General features: G+C 26.9%; 16 protein-coding genes and 1 riboswitch. Of the genes, 12 read left to right on the top strand and 4 right to left on the bottom strand.

Going from position 1 to position 14,978, the window contains the following annotated elements; translation table 11 throughout:
- Positions 1 to 81: 81 nt before the first annotated feature.
- The gene (locus tag J2S18_RS09630; RefSeq protein ID WP_307486302.1) at positions 82 to 207 is read left to right on the top strand and encodes a hypothetical protein; all 126 of its coding nucleotides are present in this window, start codon (positions 82 to 84) and stop codon (positions 205 to 207) included.
- Positions 208 to 314: 107 nt separating this feature from the next.
- Positions 315 to 414, top strand: a riboswitch (purine riboswitch).
- 57 nt (positions 415 to 471) lie between these two features.
- Complete coding sequence (add, locus tag J2S18_RS09625) at positions 472 to 1,467, top strand: adenosine deaminase (RefSeq protein WP_307486299.1); 996 nt, start codon at positions 472 to 474, stop codon at positions 1,465 to 1,467.
- Between the two features lie 152 nt (positions 1,468 to 1,619).
- Here add and J2S18_RS09620 read toward each other — a convergent pair whose 3' ends face one another.
- Together J2S18_RS09620 and J2S18_RS09615 are read right to left on the bottom strand one after the other, a co-directional pair.
- Positions 1,620 to 2,297, bottom strand: coding sequence for a hypothetical protein (locus J2S18_RS09620; protein ID WP_307486296.1), 678 nt, complete (start codon positions 2,295 to 2,297; stop codon positions 1,620 to 1,622).
- Positions 2,298 to 2,425: 128 nt separating this feature from the next.
- On the bottom strand, positions 2,426 to 2,839 hold the full coding sequence (locus J2S18_RS09615; RefSeq protein WP_307486294.1) for a pyridoxamine 5'-phosphate oxidase family protein: 414 nt from the start codon (positions 2,837 to 2,839) through the stop codon (positions 2,426 to 2,428).
- Positions 2,840 to 2,987: 148 nt separating this feature from the next.
- Here J2S18_RS09615 and J2S18_RS09610 point away from each other — a divergent pair, with 148 nt between their 5' ends.
- Positions 2,988 to 3,827: a DUF6241 domain-containing protein gene (locus J2S18_RS09610; protein ID WP_307486289.1), complete on the top strand. Its 840-nt coding sequence runs from the start codon at positions 2,988 to 2,990 to the stop codon at positions 3,825 to 3,827.
- 99 nt (positions 3,828 to 3,926) lie between these two features.
- Here J2S18_RS09610 and J2S18_RS09605 read toward each other — a convergent pair whose 3' ends face one another.
- Together J2S18_RS09605 and J2S18_RS09600 are read right to left on the bottom strand one after the other, a co-directional pair.
- Positions 3,927 to 4,667, bottom strand: a complete 741-nt coding sequence (locus tag J2S18_RS09605) for an amino acid ABC transporter ATP-binding protein (protein WP_307486286.1) — start codon at positions 4,665 to 4,667, stop codon at positions 3,927 to 3,929.
- A gap of 14 nt (positions 4,668 to 4,681) precedes the next feature.
- A complete protein-coding gene (locus J2S18_RS09600; protein ID WP_307486282.1) occupies positions 4,682 to 6,187 on the bottom strand; it encodes an ABC transporter permease subunit in 1,506 nt (501 codons plus the stop codon).
- A gap of 242 nt (positions 6,188 to 6,429) precedes the next feature.
- Between J2S18_RS09600 and J2S18_RS09595 the strand changes: the two genes are divergently transcribed.
- The 9 genes from J2S18_RS09595 (at position 6,430) to secF (ending at position 14,926) form a co-directional block, all read left to right on the top strand.
- Positions 6,430 to 7,440 (top strand): tyrosine-protein phosphatase, encoded by a 1,011-nt coding sequence (locus J2S18_RS09595; RefSeq protein ID WP_307486279.1) that lies wholly within the window; start codon positions 6,430 to 6,432, stop codon positions 7,438 to 7,440.
- Between the two features lie 55 nt (positions 7,441 to 7,495).
- Positions 7,496 to 8,068, top strand: coding sequence for a hypothetical protein (locus tag J2S18_RS09590; protein WP_307486276.1), 573 nt, complete (start codon positions 7,496 to 7,498; stop codon positions 8,066 to 8,068).
- Between the two features lie 197 nt (positions 8,069 to 8,265).
- Positions 8,266 to 8,871, top strand: a complete 606-nt coding sequence (gene ruvA, locus J2S18_RS09585; protein WP_307486273.1) for a Holliday junction branch migration protein RuvA — start codon at positions 8,266 to 8,268, stop codon at positions 8,869 to 8,871.
- A 9-nt stretch (positions 8,872 to 8,880) separates the two neighbouring features.
- Positions 8,881 to 9,909, top strand: coding sequence for a Holliday junction branch migration DNA helicase RuvB (gene ruvB, locus J2S18_RS09580; protein ID WP_307486271.1), 1,029 nt, complete (start codon positions 8,881 to 8,883; stop codon positions 9,907 to 9,909).
- An 18-nt stretch (positions 9,910 to 9,927) separates the two neighbouring features.
- Positions 9,928 to 10,953: a tRNA preQ1(34) S-adenosylmethionine ribosyltransferase-isomerase QueA gene (gene queA, locus J2S18_RS09575; RefSeq protein ID WP_307486267.1), complete on the top strand. Its 1,026-nt coding sequence runs from the start codon at positions 9,928 to 9,930 to the stop codon at positions 10,951 to 10,953.
- A gap of 30 nt (positions 10,954 to 10,983) precedes the next feature.
- Positions 10,984 to 12,120 (top strand): tRNA guanosine(34) transglycosylase Tgt, encoded by a 1,137-nt coding sequence (gene tgt, locus J2S18_RS09570; RefSeq protein ID WP_307486264.1) that lies wholly within the window; start codon positions 10,984 to 10,986, stop codon positions 12,118 to 12,120.
- 150 nt (positions 12,121 to 12,270) lie between these two features.
- Entirely contained in the window at positions 12,271 to 12,555 is a 285-nt protein-coding gene (yajC, locus tag J2S18_RS09565; protein WP_307486262.1) for a preprotein translocase subunit YajC, read from the top strand.
- A gap of 246 nt (positions 12,556 to 12,801) precedes the next feature.
- Positions 12,802 to 14,052, top strand: a complete 1,251-nt coding sequence (gene secD, locus J2S18_RS09560; RefSeq protein WP_307486260.1) for a protein translocase subunit SecD — start codon at positions 12,802 to 12,804, stop codon at positions 14,050 to 14,052.
- Positions 14,053 to 14,056: 4 nt separating this feature from the next.
- On the top strand, positions 14,057 to 14,926 hold the full coding sequence (gene secF, locus J2S18_RS09555; protein ID WP_307486257.1) for a protein translocase subunit SecF: 870 nt from the start codon (positions 14,057 to 14,059) through the stop codon (positions 14,924 to 14,926).
- Positions 14,927 to 14,978: the final 52 nt, after the last annotated feature.

Raw genomic sequence — 14,978 nt, 5'->3', positions numbered from 1 at the left:
AAATTATAAAATATGGTAGAATTGTAATCAATATGGAAGCAACCGTATTTAAAATATTTATGGGTGAGAGGGGATTTTTAAATGAATAAAAGATTAGAATTAGAAGTTAGAAAAGGTTCATTAATTAACAAAGGAACTCACAATGTAAGACTGATTGCAAAGGTTAACAGAAAGCTTAGAAAGCTAGAAGCAAAAAGTAATATTTAATTTTAACAGCTATTTTTATTAAAAAGCATCAGATTTTGATGCTTTTATTTTTTTATTGAAATTTAAAAAAATTTCTTGATTTATAAAAATAATATGTTAAAATAGATTTAATTTAAAAAAAAGCAATTCGTATAATCCTTAAAATAAGGTTAAGGAGTTTCTACCAAGAACCAACAAATCTTGATTACGAAGAAGGTATTTAATGTGCAAAATACCTTCTTCGTAATCAAGATTTTTTTTATAAAATTTAGGAGGGATAATATAATGAATTTTGAAAAAATACCAAAGATTGAGTTACATTGTCATTTAGATGGATGCTTAAGAGTAGAGACAGTTTTAGATTTAATAGAAAAAGAAAATATAGCAGTAGATAATAAAGGATATGAAGAAATAAAAAGTACATTAATTGTTCCAGAGGATTGTCCTTCATTAGATGTATATTTAAAAAGGTTTGACTTACCTATAAAGTTAATGCAAAATAAAGAAAATTTAAAAAGAATAGCTTATGAATTAATAGAAGACGTAAGTAAAGAGAATGTAAAATATATTGAAATTAGATTTGCACCTTTATTACATAAGGAAAGGGGGATGGAAGTTCCTGAAATAATAGAGAGCGTTTTAGAAGGATTAAGAAAAGGAGAAGAGGATTTTGGAGTTAAAAGTAATTTAATTTTAAGCCTTTTAAGACATATGACAGTTGAATCAACTTATGAAGTTATTGAAGGTGGAAAAGATTTTATAGGAAAAGGTGTTGTTGCTTTAGACCTTGCAGGAGGAGAAGAAGAAGGGTTTGCAAAGAATTTTAAGAAGCCTTTTGATCTTGCAAGAAAGTATGGTTATAAAGTTACAATTCATGCTGGAGAAACTGGCTTTTCAAGTAATGTAAAAGATGCAATAGAGTTTTTAGGAGCAGAGAGAATAGGACATGCAGTTGCTATAGAAAAGGATAAAGAAGTTTATAATTTAGTTAAGGATAACAGTATTATTTTAGAAATGTGCCCTAAAAGTAATGTTCAAACTAAGGCTGTAAAAGGATATGAAAATCATCCAATAAAGAAATTTTTAAATGATGGTTTATATGTAAATTTAAGCACAGATAATAGAACAGTTTCTAATGTAACATTAACAGAGGAATGTAATAATATAAATGATGTACATTCATTAACTTATAAAGATGTAGAAAAAATATATTTAAATAGTTTAAAAGGTGCTTTTTGTAATGAAGAAACAAAAAAGTGGCTATTAAAACAAATTGTATAATAAAGTTGAAGTCCTAAAGGTACACTATTATTAAGTGTAATTTTTAATATAATATAAATTAAAAGTCCAGCAAGTTTATTGTTGGACTCTAGTTATTAATAAATATATTTGTTAAGTTTTAAATTTAAGCTAAGGATAAATTAAAATATGATTTAGAAGTAGCTCAATCGTTCTTCTAAAGTTTTATTGATTTTTTGTAGCATCTCCATAATTTCATCTTTATTTATTAACCATTTTTTCTCATTTGCTTTCATACTTGTAATTAATGGCTTTATAGTTTCCTTTGAAATTATATTATCAAAGAAAAACATTTCGAGTTTTTCTCTTTTAATCCAATTAACTACCTTCAAATCATCGTTATCAAAGTATTTGCTATATTTTCCATTTGAAAAGCAATTATAAATTGTAGGTGGCATTTGATCATAGTCATTGTACCGCTTATTATTTATACCTTGAACTGGCCATTTCATTACATTTGCTCTTGTCTCAGCCAATTTTGCAAAATGATATAAATCTTTTACTATTTTTTCATTTTTAGGCAAATATATATCAATGTTACATTTGATTTTTTTCAAAAATATATGTGGATCAGACCCATATTTATCTTTTTTATAGAACTTTTCATATGGATTTAAACAATTTAATACAAATTTCAGTGGTGTCCAAACAGAAAAAATGGTATCTGCACATAAATCTCCATTTAAATAAAGACAATCCAAATCATTTTCTTCTCTTGGCTCTTTTGGGAACATCCAATAGTTCAAAAAGTTAATTATGTAATTATCTGTATAATTATTGCCTAAGTAACTTTGCATCTTATTATTAAACATATAAACATCCTTTCTTTTGTTGTTACCATTCTGTAAGTAGGTAAAAAATTCTACTTTGTTCTCTGTATTATAAATTACTATTTTTATATTAGCTTTATAATTTGAATTTTAACATTTTCTTGTTGTATTTATTGAATGGGTATAGTTTTTAAAATTCCATCTATATATAAATGAGCATTTAAAGTATGAAAAATTAATAAACAATATTTATCACTTCCACTATTTTTTAATCGTTGTATATAATTCTTTGGCAAGATTTCTTTTTTATCTTTTTCACTATTTTTAATTTCAATATATCCTTTCAAACAAACCATATCATCTTCTGTGTGAACTTCTACACAACATTTATTATTTATATTTAATAAACTGACTTTTTTTGAAACTTTTTTTGTAATAAAAATAACCTTTTCTAAATTTATTTGTAGTACTTTTTCCATTGCGTAAATTATAGGATAACCATTTTCATCAACAACTGACAATGAAAGAGTATTACTTTTATTTAATAAACGTATAGCATTTTCGTAAAGTATGTCTTTTGTCATTATTTTTTCACCTCATAATATAAATAAAAAAATTTTTTTATTTATATTATGATAACATAAATTTATAAAATATATCATTGAAAACAATTTCAAAATAATATAAAATAATAAATATAAATGGTAAAAAAAGGAAAGGAAAGCGATATATATGGGAGAAAAAAATAAAAAAGTTAATGAAGAGAATAATGAACTGAAAAATTTAGATAAGATAGAAAAAGCAGATGAAAAATGTGAGTTAGATAAAAATTATGAAACGGAAGAACCTAAAATAGATGATGATATACATAAGATTGATAAAATAGAGAATGAAGAGATATGTGAAGGAAACTTTAATGAAGATGATATAAATTATAGTACGGACAAGCTTCAAGATAATGAGAGATTAGATAAAGATGAGGATAAAATAAATAAGGAAAAGGATGAAGAAAATAAACATATATTAGAAAGAATTAATGAGGAAATTAAGGAAGTAAGAGAAGAAGAAATTAATAACTGTAATGATTATGAAGAGGAAAGCTCTAATTTGAAAGATAAGAAAATAACTAAAAGAATAATTATAGCTATGATTTTTACAGTTATAGTTTCATTTCCTATTGGATTTAAGTTATATGATTACAGTATAAATAAACAAAAGAAAGCTGAGAGTGAAAATATAGTTAATGTGAAGGTAAAGGGACAGAAGGTTCAGATAAAAATAAATGAAATATATGATGAAGTTCATAAAATGGCAAATTCATTAATAATTGCAGAGGACAATCAAATATGGGGAGAAGAAAAGATAACTTTAAAAAGGCTAGATAAGGTTTTATTAAAGGTTAAAGATGTAGATGATTATCTTTATGAGGAATTATCTAAATGGAAGGATTCAAATTTTGAAAATGGAGTTGAAGTTCATAATTATGTTTGGAAAAAGCTTGGGGGAACTGTTGGAAAGGCTATAGATTTAAACAAAGAAGGTATAAATAAAGTATTACAGGAATTTAAATAAAAGACTGTAGGAAAATATGGGTTTACACAAATTTTCCTACAGTCTAAGATTTATTTACTATTCTAATGGATATAAATAGCTTTTATATTTTATAAGTAATTAATTGGAAGTTACAAATCTATTTAAAAATTGTTTTGTTCTTTCATTTTTAGGAGATTTAAATATTTCATCTGGAGTTCCTTCTTCAATAATAAGACCATCTGCCATAAATATAATCTTATCCCCTACATCTTTAGCAAAAGACATTTCATGGGTAACTATAATCATAGTTCTATGTTCCTTTGCAAGATCTTTAATAACAGATAAAACCTCTGTAACAAGTTCTGGATCTAAAGCTGATGTTGGTTCATCAAAAAGAATAACATTTGGATTAATAGCAATAGCACGTGCAATGCTTACTCTTTGCTTTTGTCCTCCAGATAGTGTATTTGGATAGGAATTTAGCTTTTCTTCCATTCCAACTTTTTTTAATGATTCTATTGCAATTTCTATTGCTTTTTCTTTATTTAGTTTTTTTACAACTATTAATGCTTCAGTTACATTTTCAAGAACTGTTTTATTATTAAATAAATTGTAATGTTGAAAGACCATAGCAGATTGTTTTCTTAAATTTACTATTTCTTTTTTTGAAATGTTTTCTGTATTTACTTTAACTTCTCCAATTTGTATTTCTCCAGACTCTGGAGTTTCTAAATAGTTTAAGCATCTTAAAAAGGTTGATTTACCAGAGCCAGAAGGTCCAAGAATAACAACAACTTCGCCAGTATTTACTTTTATATTAATATCTTTTAAAACTTGTAAGTTTTTAAAGGTTTTTTTAAGTCCATTTATTTCTATCATAATTAATACCTACCTTAATATACTGAAAGTTTTTTCTCTAATATTCTTTGAAAATAATTAAAGATTTCTATTATAATCCAATACATAATAGCTACTATAATGTAACTTTCAAAAAATTTATAACTAGAGGCAGCGGCCATTTGTGCCTTTGCAAGTAATTCTACAACTCCTAATGTAAAAGCTAAAGATGTTCCTTTAACAGTATCTACAAATATATTTCCAAGGGGTGGAATTGCGATTCTAAAAGCTTGTGGCATAATAATTCGTCTAAGTCCTTCTCCCTTTGTCATACCAAGTGATAAGCAGGCTTCCATTTGACCTTTATCAATAGCAGTTACTGATGATCTTAGTATTTCAGCAATATAAGCTGAAGCATTTAATCCAAGACCTATAAGAGCTGCTGTATAGGCACTCATATTTTGAAGGGAAGGTATTATTTGAGGAATACCAAAGTATAGTAAAAATAGCTGTACTAAAAGAGGAGTACCTCTAAAAAATGAAATATAAATTTCAGCTAATTGTTTTAAAATAGGAAATTTATAAATTCTTATAATAGATAAAATAGTTCCAATTATAAGTCCCATTAACATACCAAAAACAGATAGAGAAAGAGTAGTTTTGGAAGCTTTAATTAACATAGGAATAAGTTTAAATGAATACATAAAATCAAAATATGTTGAAGAATTATTTTTTAATTCATTAACCTTTGAGTAATTTTCATTATTATTTGGAACTGTAACATTCATTCCAAGCCATTTATCTGATATTGACTTTAATGTTCCATTTTCTTTCATATCTTCTAAAGCATTATTTATTTTAGTTATAAGTTCAGTATTTTCTTTATTTTTAATAAATGGGTAAGCATTTTCTATTTTATCAATAGGGTTACCAGCAAGTTTTAAATTAAGATTTTTTTCTTTAATTGTAGCAAGAGCTGAAACTTTATCTATAACAACAGCATCTATTCTTCCAAGAAGTAGTTCATTAAAAGCTGCATCAGTATTTTGATATGTAAGTACATTTATTTTTTTATCAGTATCTTTACTTTTAACTATATTCTCATAGTTACTACCAAGGTCAACTCCAACTTTTTTCCCCTTTAAATCTTTAAAGGATTTTATTGAATTATTGTCCTTCTTAACGATTATTTGAGCACCACTATATACAGTAGGATTAGTAAAATTATATTTTTCCTTTCTTTCATTAGTAATAGTTATTTGATTTGCTATTGTATTTACTTTACCGCTTTCTAGCATTCCAAATAAGCCACTAAAAGATGCTGGTTTAAATTCTATGTTATAACCAATATGTTTTCCTATTTCATTCCACATATCAATTTCAAATCCTTCAAGCTTTCCATTATTTAAAAAAGTAAAAGGATAGTATGTACCAGATGTTCCAATAGTAATTGTTTTTGAATTTATAGTATCTTCCTTAAAATTTTTGTTAGATTCACAGCCTATAAATGCAAAAACAATAAGTAGTAATGAGGTAATAATAAGTAATAATCTTTTTTTCATTTAGCATTCTCCTCTAACCTTATTAATAATAATTATTTTAGATTATATAGAATTCCTATCTGAATTGTCAACATTAAAAATGTTTAAATCTATGTTAAATATTATTTCAATTATTTTTATAACCTTGTAAATAAAATTAATATTCAATTATCTTTAAATTAATAATTTAAGTTTAAAGATAGGATTACTTTAAATAAAGGTATAATGATATAAACATAAGAAAATAGAAAGAAGTTGATTAAATGAATAATAAATTAGATGGATTTATAAAAAGAGATAATGAAGATAATCTTATTATTAAATTAAATAAAGTATGTGATACTGGTAAAGTTTATTATATGAATAAAATAGATGAAAATTATAAGTTTTTAATGGATTTTAATAAAACAGATGAAATGGAATTTAAAGATCCAGAACCTAAAAATAGAACTTTTTATAAAATTGTAGTAGGAAATGAAGAATTAATTTTAGCGGAAAGGATAGTTCCACTTAAAGGTTTTTCAAATTTTAGAGATTTAGGTGGTTATACAACTAAAGATAATAGAAAGGTTAAATGGGGAGTATTTTATCGTTCAGAAGATTTATCAGATTTAAAAAATGAAGATTTAGATTATTTTAAAACATTAGGAATTAAATATGTATTAGATTATAGATCAAAAGAAGAGGAAGAAAAAAAACCAGATGTACAAGTACCTTTAATTAAAAATTTAAATATATCTGCTTTAAGCAGCTTAGATAATGAAAATTTTGATATGGTAAGTTATGTAGAAGGAATAATAAAGGGAAATAAAATGACAATTACACCAGATAAATTATTACTAGAAGGATATAAGAGTATGCCGATAAATAATCCAGCTTATAAGGAATTGTTTAAGCTTTTTAAAAATCCAAATAATACAGCAATATTACAACATTGTACAGCTGGTAAAGATAGAACAGGAGTAGGTTCAGCTTTAATATTATTGGCACTTAATGTTCCAGAAGAAACTGTTATAAAGGATTATTTAAAGAGTAATGAAAGTAGAGCAGAAAGTAATAAAAAGATTATGGGAATATATGGTGAATATATTAAAGATGATAAAACAAAGGATTTAATAAAAGGAATTTTAGGTGTAAATAGAAATCTTATAGAGGAAAGTTTAAATACTATTAAAAATAATTATAATTCTTATGATGAGTATTTTGAAAAGGAATATGGTCTTGATAAAGATACTTTAGAAAATTTAAGAAATATATATTTATACGAATTTTAACTTATTGTATAAAAAAATATAAATAGGAAACAATAACCAATAAGAGGTGATAAATATGAGAAGAAAGAAATATTTTATTTTTTCTATTATTGCAATTATTGGTTTATTTTTTACAAGTTATTATTTTGTTTCAAAAAATATTAAAAGTAGAAATTTAAATAATAGCACTATGGGTAAAGAAATGATTCATAACAATTCTGGAATGGAACTTAGAGATGATCTTAAGGTGTCCTTTTATACAGATACAAATAGAGATAAAACAGTTACAATAAGTACATTAATGAATGAATATAACCTTGAAAAGAATTTAACAGAAGAGGTTCTTTCAAAAGCTGTATCTAAAAATGGATATAAATTAGTTAATAAATCTAATGATACCTTTGTATATAAGAGAACAAAAGAGGAATCACTAAAGGCAAATACTTATTATATAGGTGAAAGTGATGGGTTTTTAGCTATTTATAAAACTGATGATAAAGGAAAATTAAAAACAGAAAAAGTCTACTCTGATGATATTACAATTGATATGCTTAGAGAAAGTGATATAAATAAACTTAAAAATTTTAAATACTTTAATAGTAGTAATTTAGAAGAAGCTGAAAATAAAATAACTGAATTAACTACTTAGAAAATTATTATAATATAGCTTTTAAATTAAAATAAATATATGTAGTAAATATTTAAGACCTAGTGTTTTTTGCTAGGTCTTAAAATATTTTAAAAAATAATATGATTTCTTGAAAGATTACAATTAAAATGATAAAGTAATAAGTAGACTTGTATGGGAACATACTTTCACCTAAGCATAGAGGAGGGGAAACCTTAATGTATGAATACATAAAAGGAAATTATATAGGAATAGTTAAAGATTATGTTGTTATTGAGAATAATGGCATTGGATATAAAATATTTTCTTCAGGTATAACAATGGCAGAAATGCCTTCTATTGGAGAAGAGGTTAAGCTTTATTTAGAACAAATTGTTAGAGAAGATTTTATAGGTTTGTATGGATTTTTATCAAAGGAAGAATTACAAATGTTTAATATGCTAATTAGTATAAATGGGGTTGGTGCTAAGGCTGCATTATCATTATTATCTATAAGTAGAATTAATAATTTAAAATATGCAATAATGACTGGAGATGAAAAGCATCTTTGCAGAGCACCAGGAATTGGAAAAAAGACAGCAGGTAGAATTATTTTAGAACTTAAGGATAAATTAAAACCTGATGAGCTAATAGAAGGAGAAGAAAATGTTTCTAAATTAATTCCTTCAGATGATGATTATGCACTTAAAATATCAGAAGTATTAGGAGCACTTTTAGCTTTAGGTTATAGTGAAAAAGAAGCTAATATGGCTATAAAAAATATTAAAAAAGATAGTACAGTAGAGCTTATGATAAAAGAATGTTTAAGAGTATTAATGGGTTAGGTGATTTAAATGGAAAGAATTATTACTCCAAATGAACTAAATGAGGACTTTAACGGAGAGTTGAGTTTAAGACCTCAAAAAATAAGCGAATATATAGGTCAAGATAAAGTTAAAGAAAGATTAGACATTTTTATTAGGGCTGCAAAAAATAGAGGAGAAGCGTTAGATCACGTTCTTCTTTATGGACCACCAGGACTTGGTAAAACTACCCTTGCAAATATAATTGCAACAGAGATGGGTGGTAATTTAAAAGTAACTTCAGGACCTGCCATAGAAAGGGCTGGAGATTTAGCTGCTATTTTAACTACTCTTCAAGATAATGATGTTTTATTTATTGATGAAATACATAGACTAAATAGAAATGTAGAAGAAATCCTTTATCCTGCAATGGAAGACTATGCCCTTGATATAGTTATTGGAAAAGGAGCTGCTGCAAAATCTATAAGATTAGATTTACCACAGTTTACTTTAATTGGAGCAACTACAAGAATTGGTATGCTTACATCTCCACTTCGTGATAGATTTGGAGTATTATGTTCTATGGAATATTATACAGATGAGCAATTAAAAGATATTATAGTAAGAAGTGCTTTAGTTTTAGGTTGTTCAATTACTGAAGAAGGAGCAGCTGAAATTGCAAGAAGGTCAAGGGGAACTCCAAGAATTGCAAATAGGCTTTTAAAGAGGGTAAGGGATTACTCAGAAGTTAAGGCTGATAATTTAGTTAGTTTTAAAGAAGCTAGAGAAGCTTTAGAACTATTAGAAGTTGATAGTCAAGGTTTTGATAGAGTTGATAATAAAATATTAGAAGCTATAATTGATAATTTTAAAGGTGGACCTGTTGGAATAGAAACTCTTTCATATTTTATAGGAGAGGAACTTGGAACATTAGAAGATGTATATGAACCTTATCTCCTTCAAAGAGGTTTTATAGTTAGAACTCCAAGGGGAAGAGTTGCAACAGAAAAGGCATATAAACATTTAGGAAGAAATTTTAATAATAAGCATAAAGAAAGCGGGCAAAAAAGTTTTTTTTAAAAGTTAGGAGAGAAAGACATGAAAGTAAGTGATTTTGATTTTTATTTACCAGAAGAATTAATAGCACAACATCCATTAGAAAGAAGAGATACATCAAGACTTATGGTTCTTGATAAAAAAACTGGAGAAATAGAACACAAAATTTTTAAAGACATAATAGGATATTTAAATGAAGGGGATACTTTAGTTTTAAATAATACAAGAGTTATGCCAGCAAGACTTATAGGATCAAAGGAAAAAACTGGTGGTAAAATAGAGTTTTTACTTCTTAAAAGATTAGAGGGAGATAAGTGGGAATGCTTAGCAAAACCAGGTAAATCTGCAAAGGAAGGAAGAAGATTTGAGTTTGGTGATGGAAAACTTAAATGTGAAGTTGTAGAAGTTTTAGAAAATGGAAATAGAATTGTTGAGTTTGAATATAAAGGTATATTTGAAGAAGTTTTAGATTCATTAGGAGAAATGCCACTTCCTCCATATATTCATGAAAGACTTGAAGATAAGGAAAGATATCAAACAGTTTATTCAAAGGAAAAAGGGTCAGCTGCTGCACCTACTGCAGGATTGCATTTTACAGAGGAGCTTTTAAAAGAAATAAAGGATAAGGGAGTAAATATTGCATACCTTACTCTTCATGTAGGACTTGGAACATTTAGACCAGTTCAAGTTGAAGATATTAATGATCATATAATGCATTCAGAATTTTATCAAATATCAAAGGAAACAGCAGATATAATAAATAACACTAAGAAAAATGGTGGAAGAATAATATCAGTTGGAACAACATCAACTAGAACATTAGAAACTGTTGGTGATGAAAATGGAATGGTAAAGGAAGGTCATGGATGGACTAATATTTTTATATATCCAGGATATAAGTTTAAAGTTGTAGATAATTTAATTACTAATTTCCATTTACCAGAATCAACTTTAATTATGTTAGTATCTACACTTGCAGGAAAAGAACATGTATTAAATGCTTATAGTGAAGCAGTAAAAGAAAAATACAGATTTTTCTCATTTGGAGATGCAATGTTCATTAAATAAAATTTAATAAAACTTTAAGGAGTGAAATTTTTGAGCAAAAGATATACGCTATTAAAAAAAGACGGGAAGGCTAGAAGAGGTAGATTTGTAACTCCTCATGGAACAATAGAAACGCCAGTTTTTATGAATGTTGGAACTTTAGCTGCAATTAAGGGTGCAGTTTCAAGTATGGATTTAAAGGAAATTGGATGTCAAGTAGAACTTTCAAATACATACCACTTACATTTAAGACCTTCAGATAAAGTAGTTAGAGAACTTGGTGGATTACATGAATTTATGAATTGGGATAGACCAATCCTTACTGATTCAGGTGGATTCCAAGTATTTTCACTAGCTGGAATTAGAAAGATAAAGGAAGAGGGAGTATATTTTAATTCTCATATTGATGGAAAGAGAATATTTATGGGACCAGAGGAAAGTATGCAAATTCAAAGTAATTTAGCATCTACTATAGCAATGGCCTTTGATGAATGTATAGAAATTCCTTCACCAAGACCTTACGTTGAAAAATCAGTTGAAAGAACAACTAGATGGCTTGAAAGATGTAAAAAGGAAATGGATAGATTAAATTCATTACCTGATACAATAAATAAAGAACAAATGCTTTTTGGAATAAATCAAGGAGCAACATTTAAAGATATCAGAATAGAACATGCAAAGACTATTACAAAGATGGACTTAGATGGATATGCAATTGGAGGACTTGCAGTTGGAGAAACTCATGCTGAAATGTATGAAATTATTGATACTGTAGTTCCATACCTTCCAGAGGATAAACCAATATATTTAATGGGAGTTGGTACTCCAGAAAATATTTTAGAAGCAGTAGATAGAGGAGTAGACTTTTTTGACTGTGTACTTCCTGCAAGAAATGGTAGACATGGACATGTTTTTAATAGTGAAGGAAAAATTAATCTAATGAATAAGAAATTTGAATTAGATAAGAGACCTATAGATGAGGGATGTCAATGTCCTACATGTAAAAATTATACAAGAGCTTATATAAGACATTTATTTAAAGCAAAAGAAATGCTTGCTATGAGACTTTGTGTTCTTCATAACCTTTATTTCTATAATAAACTTATGGAAGATATAAGAAAAGCAATAGATGAAGATAGATATGCAGAGTTTAAGGAGCAAAAACTTAAGGAATGGAATATAAAATAATAAAAATTTAATTATTTATATATTGTGTTACTTATTTTATATATAAGAAAAAGCTTGTTGACAACAAAAAGAAAAAAATGTAAACTCATTTTATGGAATAGTATTTAGTTCCAATTAATAATAAATTTAAAAGCGAAAGGAAGTATAAGGATGTCACCTATGTTATTACAAATATTACCAATAGTAGCTATATTCGTACTTTTCTTTTTCATGATAATTATGCCTGAAAAGAAAAGAAAGAAACAATATTCTCAAATGATGGATTCATTAGGTCTTAATGATGAAATTATGACAAGAGGAGGAATTGTTGGTAAAATAGTTCAAATGGATGATGAACACGTAGTTATAGAAACTAGCTCAGACAGAACAAAAATAAAATTAGTAAGAAATTCAATCGCAAGTAAGATAAATAAAGAAGACGTTAAAAAAGCATAATAGAAATATCCATCAGCAAAGTTGATGGATATTTTTTTATATTAATAAAAACTTGTAATAAAATTCCTTTTAATAGAGGTACAATGTTTACATAATGCTTTATTAAGAATTGAGAATATGGTATAATTAAAATCGATTTACAAGGATATATTACAATAATTGTAAATTAGTATTGTGAGAAATTTTTATAATATAAATAAAGAAATTATAATATAGCAATTTATTAAATACCGAAGGGGGATAAAGATGAAAGGAAAAGCAAAAAGTACATTTATTTTTACATTTTGTACCATTGCAATTATACTTCTTGCAGTAGTGTGCTTTAGAGGTGTTAAAATAGGTGGATGGGAAGTTAAATCCTTTAATGAGACAATAACAAAAGGACTTGACCTTCAAGGCGGAGTTTCAGTATTATTAGGGATTCAAGACAAAGATGTAAGTCATGAAGATTTACAAAAAACAAAGGATTTAATTCAACTAAGAGTTAATAAACTTGGTGTTGCAGAAACAGTTGTTACAACAGAAGGTAAAGATAGAATAAGAGTAGACATACCAGGAGAATATAATTCTCAAGGTATAGTTGATGCCTTAAGTAAAACTGGTGATCTTACATTTAAAGCACCAAATGGAGATGTTTTATTAACTGGTAAAGATGTAAAAAAAGCATCATCAGTACTTGATCAACAAACTAATAAACCAGTAGTTTCTCTTGAATTAAATGAAGCAGGAACTAAAAAGTTTTCAGAAGCAACTCAAAAGTATTTAGGACAAAAAATTTCAATAAATATGGATGGTCAGCAGCTAACTAATCCAACAGTTCAAAATCAAATAACTAATGGAGAAGCTGTAATAACTGGTATGAGCAGTATTGATGAGGCTAAAAATATAGCAGGACTTATTAATTCAGGAGCACTTCCAGTTACAATAAAGGCACTTTCACAACAAACTGTAGGTGCACAACTTGGAGAAACAGCATTACCTAATGCAATGAAAGCTGGAATAATAGGTATTTCATTAATATTCTTATTTATGATTGCTTATTATAGAGTACCAGGATTTATAGCAAGTATAGCTTTAACATTATATACTACATTAGTATTATTAGTGTTTGTAGAAATAGGAGCAACTCTTACTCTTCCAGGTATAGCAGGATTCTTGCTTACAATAGGTATGGCAGTTGATGCTAATGTCTTAATATTTGAAAGAATAAGAGAAGAACTTAGAAATGGAGTTTCAATAAAGGCAGCAGTTAAAAGAGGATTTGACAATGCACTTTCATCAATTGTTGACTCAAATGTAACAACAATAATTGCAGCTTTAGTTCTTTATTTTGTAGGTTCAGGATCTGTTAAAGGATTTGCAATTACATTAATGATAGGTATAATTGTAAGTTTATTTACAGCACTTGTTGTTACTAAATTCTTAATGAATCAAGCTGTAAATGCGGGATTTTTAAATAAACCATCTCGCTTTAGAGTGAAAGTGAAAAGGGGGTAAAGCTATGCTAAAGATAATTGAGCACGCAAAAATATGGATTACTTTATCCCTTATAGTTATAGTTGTTGGATTAGGTTTCATGTTTACAAGAGGACTTAATTTCGGTATAGACTTTAAGGGTGGTACACAAGTAGTCTTTAACTTTGGTAAAGAATTCGATAAGTCAGCAGTTGATAAGGTTGTTAAAGAGTATGCACCTAATGCAGTAACAAATACAGTTAATTCAACTGAATATGAAATTAAATCAGCAAATTTAGATTCTCAAAAAGTTAATGAAATATTTAACACTTTTAAGAAAGATTATGGATTAAGTGATAAAGCCATAGTTTCTCAAAATGAAATTGGAGCATCAATAGGTAAAGAACTTACTCAAAAAGCATTGTTAGCACTTGGAATAGCATTTATCTGTATGCTTGTTTATATAGCAATAAGATTCGAAATAAAATTTGGTATAGCAGCATTAACTGCATTATTCCATGATATTTTAATAACACTAAGTGTATATGCAATATTTAATATTACAGTTAATTCACCATTTATTGCAGCAATACTTACTATTGTAGGATATTCAATAAATGATACTATAGTTATTTTTGATAGAATAAGAGAAAATTCAAAATTTATGAGAAGAAGTACTCCAACAGAAATAGCAGATAAGAGTTTAACACAAACTATGTCAAGGTCAATAAACACTACCCTTACTACATTGTTTACAATAGTTGCTGTTAATATTTTTGTTCCAACAGTTAGGGAATTCTCATTTCCACTTATAATCGGTATAGCAACTGGAGCATATTCATCAATATTTATAGCATCACCAATGTGGGTTTGGCTTAAAAAAAGAGGATCAAAAAAGAAGGTAGTAAGAGAATAATTTTACTAATTTAATAGCAAAATGAAAACCTTCAAAACAAAGTTTTGAAGGT

It is taken from the genome of Eubacterium multiforme (assembly GCF_030813415.1).
Taxonomy (GTDB): Bacteria; Bacillota; Clostridia; order Clostridiales; family Clostridiaceae; genus Clostridium; species Clostridium multiforme.
Note: the sequence above shows the minus strand (reverse complement) of the source record. Positions and strands in the feature narration are given on the sequence as shown.

Coding starts and splice junctions, on each gene's coding strand:
- J2S18_RS09630 (WP_307486302.1), top strand. CDS start 82: ATGAATAAAAGATTAGAATTAGAAGTTAGAAAAGGTTCATTAATTAAC.
- add (WP_307486299.1), top strand. CDS start 472: ATGAATTTTGAAAAAATACCAAAGATTGAGTTACATTGTCATTTAGAT.
- J2S18_RS09620 (WP_307486296.1), bottom strand. CDS start 2,297: ATGTTTAATAATAAGATGCAAAGTTACTTAGGCAATAATTATACAGAT.
- J2S18_RS09615 (WP_307486294.1), bottom strand. CDS start 2,839: ATGACAAAAGACATACTTTACGAAAATGCTATACGTTTATTAAATAAA.
- J2S18_RS09610 (WP_307486289.1), top strand. CDS start 2,988: ATGGGAGAAAAAAATAAAAAAGTTAATGAAGAGAATAATGAACTGAAA.
- J2S18_RS09605 (WP_307486286.1), bottom strand. CDS start 4,667: ATGATAGAAATAAATGGACTTAAAAAAACCTTTAAAAACTTACAAGTT.
- J2S18_RS09600 (WP_307486282.1), bottom strand. CDS start 6,187: ATGAAAAAAAGATTATTACTTATTATTACCTCATTACTACTTATTGTT.
- J2S18_RS09595 (WP_307486279.1), top strand. CDS start 6,430: ATGAATAATAAATTAGATGGATTTATAAAAAGAGATAATGAAGATAAT.
- J2S18_RS09590 (WP_307486276.1), top strand. CDS start 7,496: ATGAGAAGAAAGAAATATTTTATTTTTTCTATTATTGCAATTATTGGT.
- ruvA (WP_307486273.1), top strand. CDS start 8,266: ATGTATGAATACATAAAAGGAAATTATATAGGAATAGTTAAAGATTAT.
- ruvB (WP_307486271.1), top strand. CDS start 8,881: ATGGAAAGAATTATTACTCCAAATGAACTAAATGAGGACTTTAACGGA.
- queA (WP_307486267.1), top strand. CDS start 9,928: ATGAAAGTAAGTGATTTTGATTTTTATTTACCAGAAGAATTAATAGCA.
- yajC (WP_307486262.1), top strand. CDS start 12,271: ATGTCACCTATGTTATTACAAATATTACCAATAGTAGCTATATTCGTA.
- secD (WP_307486260.1), top strand. CDS start 12,802: ATGAAAGGAAAAGCAAAAAGTACATTTATTTTTACATTTTGTACCATT.
- secF (WP_307486257.1), top strand. CDS start 14,057: ATGCTAAAGATAATTGAGCACGCAAAAATATGGATTACTTTATCCCTT.